Origin of the sequence: Polynucleobacter sp. MG-5-Ahmo-C2 (genome assembly GCF_018687735.1) — a bacterium.
GTDB lineage: Bacteria > Pseudomonadota > Gammaproteobacteria > Burkholderiales > Burkholderiaceae > Polynucleobacter.
In genome coordinates, this window is the sequence record NZ_CP061304.1 from 42,795 (window position 1) to 56,525 (window position 13,731).

7 protein-coding genes are annotated in these 13,731 nt (G+C 46.8%); all 7 read left to right on the top strand.

What is annotated here, in order from left to right; all coding sequences use genetic code 11:
* Window positions 1–84: 84 nt before the first annotated feature.
* Window positions 85–462, top strand: coding sequence for a 50S ribosomal protein L7/L12 (gene rplL, locus C2740_RS00260; RefSeq protein WP_215293444.1), 378 nt, complete (start codon window positions 85–87; stop codon window positions 460–462).
* A gap of 227 nt (window positions 463–689) precedes the next feature.
* A complete protein-coding gene (rpoB, locus tag C2740_RS00265; protein WP_215293445.1) occupies window positions 690–4,790 on the top strand; it encodes a DNA-directed RNA polymerase subunit beta in 4,101 nt (1,366 codons plus the stop codon).
* A 1-nt stretch (window position 4,791) separates the two neighbouring features.
* On the top strand, window positions 4,792–9,054 hold the full coding sequence (gene rpoC / locus C2740_RS00270) for a DNA-directed RNA polymerase subunit beta' (protein WP_215294243.1): 4,263 nt from the start codon (window positions 4,792–4,794) through the stop codon (window positions 9,052–9,054).
* A 177-nt stretch (window positions 9,055–9,231) separates the two neighbouring features.
* Window positions 9,232–9,612, top strand: a complete 381-nt coding sequence (gene rpsL, locus C2740_RS00275) for a 30S ribosomal protein S12 (protein ID WP_072582063.1) — start codon at window positions 9,232–9,234, stop codon at window positions 9,610–9,612.
* Between the two features lie 161 nt (window positions 9,613–9,773).
* Window positions 9,774–10,244 carry a 30S ribosomal protein S7 gene (gene rpsG / locus C2740_RS00280; RefSeq protein WP_011901897.1) on the top strand — a complete coding sequence of 157 codons (471 nt, stop codon included), beginning with the start codon at window positions 9,774–9,776 and terminating at the stop codon, window positions 10,242–10,244.
* 27 nt (window positions 10,245–10,271) lie between these two features.
* Complete coding sequence (fusA, locus tag C2740_RS00285; protein WP_215293446.1) at window positions 10,272–12,374, top strand: elongation factor G; 2,103 nt, start codon at window positions 10,272–10,274, stop codon at window positions 12,372–12,374.
* 50 nt (window positions 12,375–12,424) lie between these two features.
* Window positions 12,425–13,615 (top strand): elongation factor Tu, encoded by a 1,191-nt coding sequence (tuf, locus tag C2740_RS00290; RefSeq protein ID WP_071464438.1) that lies wholly within the window; start codon window positions 12,425–12,427, stop codon window positions 13,613–13,615.
* Window positions 13,616–13,731 lie beyond the last annotated feature (116 nt).

Below are 13,731 nucleotides of genomic sequence, written 5' to 3' on the forward strand. Positions count from 1 at the left end.
GCCCCAGAAGCTGGAACAGAAGCAAACGAAACCCCTGCCGCTGAATAAGCGACAGATTAACTATTTAAGTATTAGGAGCTAAAAATGGCGATTACTAAAGAAGAAATCATTGAAGCAGTAGGTAGCATGTCCGTTATGGATTTGAACGATTTGGTTAAAGCGTTCGAAGAGAAGTTTGGCGTTTCAGCTGCAGCGATGGCTGTTGCTGGTCCTGCTGGTGCAGGCGGTGGCGGTGCTGCTGCTGAAGAGCAAACAGAATTCACTGTGAACTTGCTCGAAGCTGGCGCAAACAAGGTTTCAGTAATTAAGGCTGTTCGCGAAATTACTGGCCTTGGCTTGAAAGAAGCTAAAGACTTAGTTGATGGCGCACCAAAGCCAATCAAAGAAGCTGTTGATAAGAAGACAGCTGAAGAAGCTAAGAAGAAGCTTGAAGAAGCTGGCGCCAAAGCAGAACTCAAGTAATACAAACTCCGCTAGCGCTTCTCAAAAAGGAGCGTTAGCTATGTTGGGTTTGACCATTAGTGGTCAAACCCGATTTCATTTCTGATTGAAATCGGGTTTGCCTTCTGATACGACTGCAGAATGCAAGTTTGGTCGGGCACTAAATCGAAACGGTTTAGTGTTGTCCGCCAGTGATTGGTAGTGGCCAATCGCCAAATCTTTGTACAGTCGCTGAATTCGGAGATGAAATGAACTATAGCTTCACCGAACGCAAGCGAGTCCGTAAAAGCTTTGCTAAGCGAGTAAATAACCACCAGGTTCCGTACCTGATCGCAACGCAGCTGGAATCCTACGCTAAATTTTTACAGGCTGAAAAGCCGGCCATGTCTCGCCTTACTGAGGGACTTCAAGCTGCCTTTACATCAGCATTCCCAATTGTGTCTAACAACGGCTATGCACGTATGGAATACGTGTCTTACCAGTTATCACAGCCACCATTTGACGTCAAAGAATGTCAACAGCGTGGTTACACATACCACTCTGCCTTACGCGCAAAAGTTCGCTTGATTATTTATGATCGCGAAGCGCCTACTAAGGTTAAAGAGGTAAAAGAGAGCGAAGTCTACATGGGTGAAATTCCACTCATGACAGAAAACGGTTCTTTTGTAATTAACGGTACCGAGCGCGTGATCGTTTCTCAGTTGCACCGTTCCCCAGGCGTGTTCTTTGAGCACGATAAGGGCAAGACACATAGCTCAGGTAAGCTGCTGTTCTCAGCACGCATTATTCCTTACCGTGGTTCATGGCTCGATTTCGAGTTTGATCCAAAAGATATTCTCTATTTCCGAGTTGACCGTCGTCGTAAGATGCCCGTCACCATTTTGCTCAAAGCAATTGGTTTAAACAACGAACAGATTCTTGCTAACTTCTTTAACTTTGACCATTTCTCATTGACTGCTAACGGCGGCTCAATGGAATTTGTTCCAGAGCGCTTGCGTGGTCAGCTGGCTAATTTTGATGTGCTTGATAAAAATGGCGTTGTCGTAATTCAGAAAGACAAGCGTATCAATGCAAAGCATATCCGCGAACTTGAAGCTGCTAAGACAAAAACGATTGCTGTACCAGATGACTATTTAATCGGTCGCGTAGTTGCACGCAATATTGTTGATCCAGATTCTGGTGAAATCTTGGCATACGCTAATGATGAAATCACTGAAGAGTTGTTGGCTACATTGCGCGATGCAGGCATCAAGCAATTGGAAACCATCTACACGAATGATTTGGATTCTGGTGCGTACATATCTCAAACATTGCGTACGGATGAAACTGCCGATCAGATGGCTGCTCGTATTGCCATCTATCGCATGATGCGTCCTGGTGAGCCTCCAACAGAAGATGCTGTTGAAGCCCTATTCCAACGCTTGTTCTATAGCGAAGATACCTACGACCTATCACGCGTTGGCCGTATGAAGGTCAATAGCCGTTTGAACCGTCCAGAAATGGAAGGCGCAATGGTTCTGTCAAACGAAGACATTCTTGACACCATTAAGTCTCTCGTAGATTTACGTAACGGCAAAGGCGAAGTGGACGATATCGATCACTTAGGTAATCGTCGTGTACGTTGCGTTGGCGAGTTAGCGGAGAATCAATTCCGTGCCGGTTTGTCACGTGTTGAGCGTGCGGTTAAAGAGCGTCTCGGCCAAGCCGAAACAGAAAATCTCATGCCGCATGACTTGATTAACAGCAAGCCAATCTCTTCTGCGATTCGTGAGTTCTTCGGTTCTTCACAGTTGTCCCAGTTTATGGACCAAACCAATCCACTTTCAGAGATTACGCACAAGCGTCGTATTTCTGCATTAGGCCCTGGTGGTTTGACACGTGAGCGCGCAGGCTTCGAAGTGCGTGACGTGCATCCAACCCATTACGGACGTGTTTGCCCAATCGAAACTCCAGAAGGACCAAACATTGGTTTGATCAACTCACTCGCGTTATTTGCGCGCTTGAATGAGCATGGTTTCCTAGAAACTCCATACCGTAAGGTTTCCAATAGCAAGGTAAGCGATGAAGTGGTTTACCTCTCTGCGATTGAGGAAGCAAAGTATGTGATTGCTCAGGCGAACGCAACAATCGACAAGAGCGGCAAGTTGGCCGACGAGTTGGTTTCAGCGCGTCAAGCTGGTGAGACCATGATGGTTAGCCCAGAGCGCATCGATTTCATCGACGTTGCTCCTAGCCAGATCGTTTCTGCCGCTGCTTCACTTGTTCCATTCTTAGAGCACGATGATGCAAACCGTGCGTTGATGGGTGCGAACATGCAGCGTCAAGCAGTTCCTTGCTTGCGTCCAGATAAACCATTGGTTGGTACAGGCTTAGAGCGTATTGTTGCGGTCGACTCCGGTACTGTTATTTTGGCATCCCGCGGCGGTATCGTTGATTATGTTGACGCTAACCGTGTTGTGATTCGTGTAAACGATGATGAGACAGCTGCCGGTGAGGTTGGTGTGGATATTTATAACCTCATCAAATACACCCGTTCAAACCAAAATACCAACATTAACCAACGTCCAATCGTTCAAGCTGGTGATCGTGTTGTCCGCGGCGACGTAGTTGCTGATGGCGCATCTACCGATTTGGGTGAATTGGCTTTAGGTCAAAACATGACCGTGGCATTTATGCCATGGAACGGTTACAACTTCGAAGATTCAATCTTGATCTCTGAGAAGGTTGTTGCTGATGACCGTTACACCTCTATTCATATTGAAGAGTTGTCGGTTGTTGCGCGTGACACTAAGCTTGGTTCAGAAGAAATTACTCGCGATATTTCCAATTTGGCAGAGTCACAACTCTCCCGTTTGGATGAGAGCGGTATTGTTTACATCGGTGCTGAAGTTGAAGCTGGCGACGTATTGGTTGGTAAGGTAACTCCAAAGGGCGAGACGACTCTCACCCCTGAAGAGAAGCTCCTCCGTGCGATCTTCGGTGAAAAAGCATCTGACGTTAAAGATACTTCTTTGCGCGTTCCATCAGGAATGATCGGTACTGTTATCGATGTTCAAGTCTTCACCCGTGAAGGCATTGAGCGCGATGCACGTGCACAAGCCATTATTCAAGAAGAATTGCAGCGCTATCGTTTGGACTTAAACGACCAGTTGCGTATTGTTGAAGGCGATGCCTTCATGCGTTTAGAAAAACTGTTGATTGGCAAAGTTGCCAATGGCGGCCCTAAGAAATTAGCTAAAGGCACCAAGATTGATAAGGAATACCTTGCCGATTTGGATAAATACCATTGGTTCGATGTGCGTCCAGCAGATGATGATATTGCTTCACAAGTTGAAGCGATTAAGTCTTCTATTGAAGCGAAGCGTAAACAGTTTGACGAAGCTTTTGAAGAGAAGCGCACCAAGCTTACCCAGGGCGATGATTTACAGCCTGGCGTAACGAAGATGGTTAAGGTGTACTTAGCTGTTAAGCGTCGCTTACAGCCTGGGGACAAGATGGCTGGTCGTCACGGTAACAAGGGTGTGGTTTCTAAAATCGCCCCAGCAGAAGACATGCCATTTATGGCTGACGGACGCCCTGTAGACATCGTCTTGAACCCATTGGGCGTTCCTTCCCGTATGAACGTTGGCCAGATCTTGGAAACCCACTTAGGTTGGGCGGCTCAAGGTATTGGTAAGCGCATCGATGAGATGGTTCGTGAGCATGCTAAGCAAACTGAATTGCGTAAGTTCTTCAAGCAGCTTTATAACGAAACAGGCCGCATTGAAGACATCGACAACTTCACTGATGAGCAGATCAATGTTTTGGCTGAGAATCTCCGTCAAGGCTTGCCATTTGCTACCCCAGTGTTTGACGGTGCTACTGAAGCTGAAATCGGACGCATGCTCGAGTTGGCGTATCCAGAAGAGGTTGCTAAATCTTTGAAGATGACTCCTTCACGTCAGCAAATGATTTTGTGCGACGGCCGTACTGGCGATCAATTTGAGCGCCCAGTAACTGTTGGCGTAATGCACGTCTTGAAACTCCACCATTTGGTCGATGACAAGATGCACGCACGTTCAACCGGACCTTACTCCTTGGTAACGCAACAGCCATTGGGCGGTAAAGCTCAGTTCGGTGGTCAGCGCTTTGGTGAGATGGAAGTCTGGGCCCTCGAAGCATACGGTGCTTCATATGTCTTGCAGGAAATGCTGACAGTGAAGTCCGATGACGTCGCAGGCCGTACCAAGGTTTACGAAAACATCGTCAAGGGCGAGCACACGATTGATGCTGGCATGCCCGAATCCTTCAACGTGCTGGTAAAAGAAATCCGTTCGTTGGGTATTGACATTGACATGGAGCGCAACTGATATGAAAGCATTGCTCGATTTATTTAAGCAAACGCAGGGCGAAGAGCAGTTTGATGTCATCAAAATTGGTCTCGCATCTCCTGAGAAAATTCGCTCATGGTCTTTTGGTGAAGTACGCAAACCAGAAACCATCAACTACCGGACTTTTAAGCCCGAGCGTGATGGGTTGTTCTGCGCCAAGATTTTTGGACCAACCAAAGACTACGAGTGCTTATGCGGTAAGTACAAGCGTTTAAAGTTCCGTGGCGTAATCTGCGAGAAGTGCGGCGTTGAAGTTACTCTCGCTAAGGTACGTCGTGAGCGTATGGGCCACATTGAGTTGGCAGCCCCTGTAGCGCACATTTGGTTCTTGAAGTCATTGCCATCCCGTTTGGGTATGGTTCTCGATATGACATTGCGTGATATCGAGCGCGTTCTCTACTTTGAAGCATATGTAGTGGTTGACGCTGGCATGACTCCTGAAGGCGCGATGAAGCGTGGTCAGATTATGTCTGAAGACGAATATATTGCTAAAACTGAAGAGTATGGTGACGGTGCGTTTACTGCCATCATGGGCGCGGAAGGTATTCGTGATCTCTTGCGTTCGATTGATATCGATCGTGAAGTAGAAACGATTCGTGCTGATTTAAAAGCTACTGGTAGCGATGCCAAGATCAAGAAATACGCTAAGCGCTTAAAAGTGCTCGAGGCGTTCCAGACTTCAGGTATTAAGCCTGACTGGATGATCATGGAAGTATTGCCAGTGTTGCCACCTGAATTGCGCCCATTGGTGCCATTGGATGGCGGCCGCTTTGCTACTTCTGATTTGAACGACCTCTATCGTCGTGTGATCAACCGTAACAACCGCTTAAAACGTTTGTTAGAGTTGCGCGCACCAGAGATCATTGTTCGTAACGAAAAACGGATGTTGCAAGAAGCGGTTGACTCACTGCTCGACAACGGTCGTCGCGGCAAGGCTATGACTGGCGCTAATAAGCGTCCTCTCAAGTCCTTGGCTGAGATGATTAAAGGTAAGAGCGGTCGTTTCCGTCAAAACTTGTTGGGTAAACGCGTTGACTACTCTGGTCGTTCAGTCATTGTGGTTGGCCCTACATTGAAATTGCATCAGTGCGGCTTACCAAAATTGATGGCTTTGGAATTGTTCAAGCCATTCATTTTTAACAAGCTTGAAACTTTAGGAATTGCAACCACGATTAAGGCTGCGAAGAAAGAAGTTGAGAGCCAGACTCCAATCGTTTGGGACATTCTCGAAGAAGTGATTCGTGAACATCCAATCATGTTGAACCGTGCGCCTACATTGCACCGTCTTGGTATTCAGGCTTTCGAGCCAATGCTGATTGAAGGTAAAGCAATCCAATTGCACCCATTAGTTTGCGCGGCATTTAACGCGGACTTTGACGGTGACCAAATGGCGGTTCACGTTCCTTTGTCGCTCGAAGCGCAAATGGAAGCACGTACATTGATGTTGGCTTCGAACAACGTATTGTTCCCAGCTAACGGCGAACCATCGATCGTTCCTTCACAGGACGTGGTGTTGGGTCTGTACTACGCTACACGTGACAAGATCAACGGTAAAGGCGAGGGCATGGTCTTCGCTAACATTACTGAAGTAGTACGTGCATACGAAGCTGGTCAAGTTGAATTGGCCTCTCGTGTTGCTGTGCGTATTACTGAGTTTGAGATTGTGGACAAGAAGGCAGAGGGCGACGCCCGTTTTGCTGAAAAGACCAAGATTTACCAAACATCAGTTGGCCGTGCAATTTTGTCTGAGATTTTGCCTAAAGGCATGTCTTTCGAGGAAATTAACAAGCCTTTGAAGAAAAAAGAAATCTCTCGTTTGATCAACACTTCATTCCGCAAGTGCGGTCTTCGTGAAACAGTGATTTTTGCTGACCGCCTATTGCAGTCTGGTTTCCGTTTGGCAACGAATGCTGGTATCTCGGTTGCAATCGACGATATGTTGATTCCAAGCTCTAAAGAGCGCATCATCACCGAGGCTTCTGCCAAGGTTAAGGAGTATGACAAGCAGTTTATGTCTGGTCTCGTAACCAATCAAGAGCGTTATAACAACGTGGTTGATATTTGGGGTGCCGCTGGCGACCAAGTTGGTAAGGCGATGATGGATGAGTTGTCACACGTTGACGTGCTCGACCGTAACGGTAAAACTGTACGTCAAGAATCCTTTAACTCCATCTACATGATGGCGGATTCTGGTGCGCGTGGATCTGCAGCGCAGATTCGTCAGTTGGCTGGTATGCGTGGTTTGATGGCTAAGCCTGATGGCTCAATCATCGAAACTCCAATTACTGCGAACTTCCGCGAAGGTTTGAATGTATTGCAATACTTCATTTCAACCCACGGTGCTCGTAAAGGTTTGGCTGATACCGCGTTGAAGACAGCGAACTCAGGTTACTTGACGCGTCGTTTATGCGACGTTACTCAAGATCTCGTGGTGATCGAAGATGATTGCGGCGCAACCAATGGCGTAACCATGAAGGCGCTTGTTGAAGGCGGCGAAATTATCGAAGCATTGCGTGACCGTATTTTGGGCCGTGTATGCATCGGTGACATCGTTCATCCTGATACACAAGAAGTCATCGTTCCTAACGACACATTGCTTGATGAAGATCACGTTGATCAAATCGTTGCATTGGGTATCGATGAAGTGAAAGTTCGCACAGTATTGTCTTGCTTAACTCGCTTTGGCTTGTGCGCTAAGTGCTACGGACGTGATTTAGGTCGCGGTGGTTTGGTAAACGTTGGTGAAGCAGTCGGCGTGATCGCTGCTCAGTCCATCGGTGAGCCAGGCACACAGTTGACTATGCGTACCTTCCACATCGGTGGTGCAGCGTCTCGTGCTTTGGTTGCGAGCAATATTGAAGCCAAATCTAACGGTGCTTTGAAGTTCTCCGGCACGATGCGTGTTGTGAAGAACGCGAAGGGTGAGCAGATCGTGATTTCACGCTCTGGCGAAGCCTTGATCGTTGATGAGAATGGTCGTGAGCGTGAGCGTCATAAAGTACCTTACGGTGCAACGCTCTTGTTGAAAGAAGATGCAGCAGTGAAGGCTGGTGCAAGCTTAGCAACATGGGATCCATTAACACGTCCGATTATTTCTGAGTACGCTGGTATCGCTCGCTTCGACAACGTTGAAGAAGGCGTCACTGTTGCTAAACAGGTTGACGAAGTTACTGGCCTCTCTACTTTGGTGGTGATTGACGGTAAGCGTCGTTCCGCTGCAAGCAAAGGCGTTCGCCCAATGATCAACTTAGTTGATGACAAGGGTAATGAAGTCATGATCGCCGGTACTGATCACCCAGTAAACATTGGCCTCCAAGTAGGCGCTTTGATTACTGTTAAAGATGGTCAGAAAGTTGAAGTCGGTGAAGTATTGGCGCGTATTCCAATCGAATCACAGAAGACTCGCGACATTACTGGTGGTTTGCCACGTGTTGCAGAATTATTCGAAGCACGCTCACCAAAAGATGCAGCTGTCTTGGCGAAAGTGACTGGAACAGTTTCCTTCGGTAAAGAAACCAAAGGCAAACAACGTCTGGTCATTACCGATATGGACGGCGAAGCCAATGAATTCTTGATTCCTAAAGAGAAGCAAGTTCTCGTTCATGACGGTCAAGTTGTGAACAAGGGCGAGATGATTGTGGAAGGCCCTGCTGATCCACATGACATCTTGACTCTCCGCGGTATTGAAGAGTTAGCGATCTACATTGTTGATGAAGTTCAAGACGTTTACCGTTTGCAAGGCGTGAAGATCAATGACAAGCACATTGAAGTGATCGTGCGTCAAATGTTGCGTCGTGTGCAAATTACTGATGGTGGCGATACTGCCTACATCACTGGTGAGCAAGTTGAGCGTTCAAAACTGTATGACGCTAACGATTTAGTGATTGCTGCAGGTAAGCGCCCGGCGCAGTTCGAAAACGTGCTGTTGGGTATTACTAAAGCGTCCTTGTCTACCGATAGCTTCATTTCAGCGGCTTCTTTCCAAGAAACTACCCGTGTATTGACCGAAGCCGCCATTATGGGCAAGACCGATACACTCCGTGGACTTAAGGAAAACGTCATTATTGGTCGTCTGATCCCTGCTGGTACTGGCTTGTCTTATCGCCGTGCACGCAAGGTCAGGGAGCAATTTGAGCGTGATCGCGCTCAAATGATTGCCGCCGAAGAGGAAGCAATGGCCAATATGCCTGTAGAAATTGAGGCTGAAGTCGTTGCTCCTAGTGGGGAGACTGATCCAAGCTAATTTGGTAATTCTGGCTAAAAATGGCCAGTTTTTTCCTCATTTGGTTGACGGAAAGAGCTGGCCAAGCTAGAATGCTGAGTTCTACTGATTCAGAAGAGGGTCTTTTTGACCTAGAAATTCTCTAAGTCATTGATTTTCTTGAAGAAAGCAACAAAGAAGTACTAACCGAGCTATTTTATGCCAACAATTAATCAATTAATACGCAAGCCAAGATCCAGGCTTATCGTTAAAAGCAAGAGCCCTGCACTGGAAAACAGTCCGCAGCGCCGTGGTGTTTGTACACGTGTGTACACCACTACTCCTAAAAAGCCTAACTCTGCGCTGCGTAAGGTAGCCAAAGTTCGCTTAACCAATGGTTTTGAAGTGATTTCATACATTGGTGGTGAAGGCCATAACCTCCAGGAACACTCAGTAGTGTTGATTCGTGGCGGTCGTGTAAAGGATTTGCCAGGTGTTCGTTACCACATCGTTCGTGGCTCACTTGACTTGCAGGGCGTTAAAGACCGTAAGCAATCGCGTTCCAAGTACGGTGCTAAACGCGCCAAGAAATCTGCTTAATCTTTCAATAGATTTTTGCTGAAGTATTTGTAGTAAGTCATCGTTTGTCGGACTTAAAAGACAAGTAAGTGGTTGTTCCGTCTAGGAATCTTCTTAGATAGTAGGGCAACCGGAGCGGATGATTCATGTGAATCATCCCTAACTGAACTGAAGGAGTAGTTATGCCACGTCGTCGTGAAGTTCCCAAACGGGAAATTTTGCCGGATCCAAAATTCGGCAATGTAGAAGTAGCTAAATTCATGAACGTCCTGATGTTGGACGGCAAGAAATCGGTTGCAGAGCGTATCGTTTACGGTGCCTTTGATCACATCGAGAAAAAAGCAAACAAAGAACCACTCGAAATTTTCTCAACAGCTATGGGCAATGTTAAGCCAATGGTTGAAGTCAAAAGCCGTCGTGTTGGTGGTGCCAACTATCAAGTTCCTGTTGAAGTTCGCCCATCTCGTCGTTCTGCCTTGGCAATGCGCTGGGTTCGTGAAGCTGCTAAAAAACGTGGCGAGAAATCCATGGCACAACGTTTGGCCAACGAATTACTAGAAGCTGCAGAAGGTCGCGGCGGAGCAATGAAGAAGCGTGAAGAAGTTCACCGTATGGCAGAAGCTAACAAAGCTTTCTCACATTTCCGCTTCTAATCAAATAGTCAAGAAAAGGCACCAACAGTGGCACGTAAAACCCCCATCGACAGATATCGCAACATTGGTATCTCTGCGCATATTGACGCAGGTAAGACAACAACTACAGAACGCGTTTTGTTCTACACCGGTGTTAATCACAAAATTGGTGAAGTACATGATGGCGCAGCTACCATGGACTGGATGGAGCAAGAGCAAGAGCGTGGCATCACGATTACTTCTGCAGCTACCACCACCTTTTGGAAGGGTATGGCCGGTAATTTTGCTGAGCACCGCATCAACATTATTGATACCCCAGGACACGTAGACTTCACCATTGAAGTTGAGCGTTCAATGCGCGTTTTGGATGGTGCTTGCATGGTTTACTGTGCAGTTGGCGGCGTTCAGCCACAATCAGAAACTGTATGGCGTCAAGCAAATAAGTATCAAGTTCCCCGTTTAGCTTTCGTAAACAAAATGGACCGTACTGGCGCGAACTTCTTCAAGGTCTATGACCAGATGAAGTTGCGTTTGAAGGCAAATCCTATATTGATCCAAATTCCTATTGGCGCTGAAGAAAACTTTAAAGGCGTTGTGGATTTGGTCAAAATGAAGGCCATCTATTGGGATGAGGCTTCGCAAGGCACTAAATTTAACTACGATGAAATTCCTGCTGAATTACAAGCATCTGCTGAAGAGTGGCGCGAGAAGTTGGTGGAAGCAGCCGCTGAAAGCTCAGAAGAGCTAATGGAAAAGTATCTTGGTGGCGAAGCGCTGACTGAAGAAGAAATTAAAGCAGCATTGCGTCAGCGTACGATTGCCAACGAAATCATTCCTATGATGTGTGGAACTGCTTTCAAAAACAAAGGTGTTCAGGCGATGTTGGACGCGGTGGTTGAGTTGTTGCCATCTCCATTGGATGTTCCACCAGTTCCCTGTGAATTGGAAGACGGCACACCTACAACACGTAAAGCTGATGATGCGGAGAAATTCTCTGCATTGGCATTTAAGATCATGACTGATCCGTTTGTTGGGCAACTTATTTTCTTCCGTGTTTATTCTGGTGTGATGAAGTCTGGCGATACGATCTACAACCCAATCAAGGGCAAGAAAGAGCGTGTTGGTCGTTTGTTGCAAATGCATGCAAACCAACGTGAAGAAATTAAAGAAGTGTACGCAGGTGATATTGCTGCAGCAGTTGGTTTAAAGGACGCAACTACTGGCGAAACATTATGTGATCCAGATAGCATTGTTATCTTAGAGCGTATGGTATTCCCAGAGCCGGTGATCTCACAGGCTGTTGAACCAAAGACCAAGCCTGACCAAGAAAAAATGGGTCTTGCATTGAATCGTTTGGCTCAAGAAGATCCATCATTCCGCGTAAAGACCGATGAAGAATCAGGCCAAACCATTATTTCTGGAATGGGCGAGCTCCACTTAGAAATTTTGGTTGATCGTATGCGTCGTGAGTTTGGTGTTGAGGCAACTGTTGGTAAGCCACAAGTTGCCTATCGCGAAACGATTCGTAAGGTTTGCGAAGAAATCGAAGGTAAATTTGTTAAGCAATCTGGTGGTCGCGGTCAATACGGTCACGTTGTATTGAAGCTTGAGCCACAAGAGCCAGGCAAAGGTTTTGAATTCATTGACGCTATCAAAGGCGGTGTTGTGCCTCGCGAATACATCCCTGCGGTAGAAAAGGGAATTCGTGAAACATTGAACTCTGGTATTTTGGCTGGTTATCCAGTTGTAGATATCAAAGCAACTTTGTTCTTCGGTTCATACCATGATGTCGACTCCAATGAAAACGCATTTAAGATGGCGGGTTCAATGGCATTTAAAGACGGTATGCGCAAAGCAGCGCCAGTATTGCTTGAACCAATGATGGCTGTTGAAGTAGAAACACCTGAAGATTTCATGGGCAACGTAATGGGTGACCTCTCATCACGTCGTGGTATTTTGCAGGGTATGGATGACATTCCAGGCGGCGGCAAGATCGTTCGTGCTGAAGTGCCATTGGCAGAGATGTTTGGTTATTCAACTGGCTTGCGCTCGTTGACCCAAGGTCGCGCTACCTACACCATGGAATTTAAGCACTATTCCGAAGCACCTAAGAACGTTGCTGAAGCAGTTATGGCTGCTAAAGCGAAGTAATTTATCCACATTAATTTTGAATATTGACTAGCTAAAGAAGGCAGACAAAAATGGCAAAAGAAAAGTTCGAGCGGACAAAACCGCACGTAAACGTAGGCACCATCGGTCACGTTGACCATGGTAAAACTACATTGACAGCAGCAATTGCAACCGTGCTCTCAAAAGCATTTGGTGGCGAAGCGAAAGCATACGATCAGATCGATGCTGCTCCTGAAGAAAAAGCCCGTGGTATTACGATTAATACTGCGCACGTTGAGTATGAGACTGCAAACCGTCACTACGCTCACGTGGATTGCCCAGGACATGCTGACTACGTTAAGAACATGATTACTGGCGCTGCTCAGATGGACGGCGCTATTTTGGTTTGCTCTGCAGCTGATGGCCCAATGCCACAAACGCGTGAGCACATCCTCTTGGCACGCCAAGTTGGTGTTCCTTACATCGTGGTGTTTCTGAACAAGTGCGACATGGTTGATGATGCTGAATTGTTAGAACTCGTTGAAATGGAAGTTCGTGAACTTCTCTCTAAATATGACTTCCCAGGCGATGACACACCAATCGTGCAAGGTTCTGCTAAGTTGGCTTTAGAAGGCGACGAAGGCCCATTGGGTAAAGAAGCCATTATGAAATTGGCTGAAGCTTTAGATACCTACATCCCAACTCCAGAGCGTGCTATTGACGGTGCGTTCTTGATGCCAGTAGAAGATGTGTTCTCGATCTCTGGTCGCGGTACTGTTGTAACAGGCCGTATTGAGCGCGGTATCGTTAAGGTTGGTGAAGAGATCGAAATTATCGGTATCAAGCCAACACTCAAAACCACTTGTACTGGTGTTGAAATGTTCCGCAAATTGCTCGATCAAGGTCAAGCAGGCGACAACGTTGGTATTTTGTTGCGCGGTACAAAACGTGAAGAAGTTGAGCGCGGCCAAGTATTGGCCAAGCCTGGTTCAATCACCCCACATACTCACTTTACTGCCGAGGTTTACATCTTGGGTAAAGATGAAGGTGGTCGTCATACACCATTCTTTAACAACTATCGTCCCCAGTTCTACTTCCGCACAACGGACGTAACAGGTTCAATCGAGTTGCCAAAAGACAAAGAAATGGTCATGCCTGGTGATAACGTAACCATTACCGTAAAACTCATCGCCCCTATCGCGATGGAAGAAGGTTTACGTTTTGCGATCCGTGAAGGTGGCCGTACAGTTGGCGCCGGTGTGGTTGCAAAGATTTTGGCTTAAGGAAGTAGAAGTAAATAATATTTAGCGGTTTGCTAACCGGTGACATCAGTGCTGCTGATGTCACCGTGCTCTTTAGATGTATAACGTGGCAGCACCACAACGCTCTTTGGAATTAA

Bases quoted from the DNA above. Each gene is read 5' to 3' on its own strand.
- rpsG (WP_011901897.1), top strand. From the start codon at position 9,774: ATGCCACGTCGTCGTGAAGTTCCCAAACGGGAAATTTTGCCGGATCCA.
- rplL (WP_215293444.1), top strand. From the start codon at position 85: ATGGCGATTACTAAAGAAGAAATCATTGAAGCAGTAGGTAGCATGTCC.
- tuf (WP_071464438.1), top strand. From the start codon at position 12,425: ATGGCAAAAGAAAAGTTCGAGCGGACAAAACCGCACGTAAACGTAGGC.
- rpsL (WP_072582063.1), top strand. From the start codon at position 9,232: ATGCCAACAATTAATCAATTAATACGCAAGCCAAGATCCAGGCTTATC.
- rpoB (WP_215293445.1), top strand. From the start codon at position 690: ATGAACTATAGCTTCACCGAACGCAAGCGAGTCCGTAAAAGCTTTGCT.
- rpoC (WP_215294243.1), top strand. From the start codon at position 4,792: ATGAAAGCATTGCTCGATTTATTTAAGCAAACGCAGGGCGAAGAGCAG.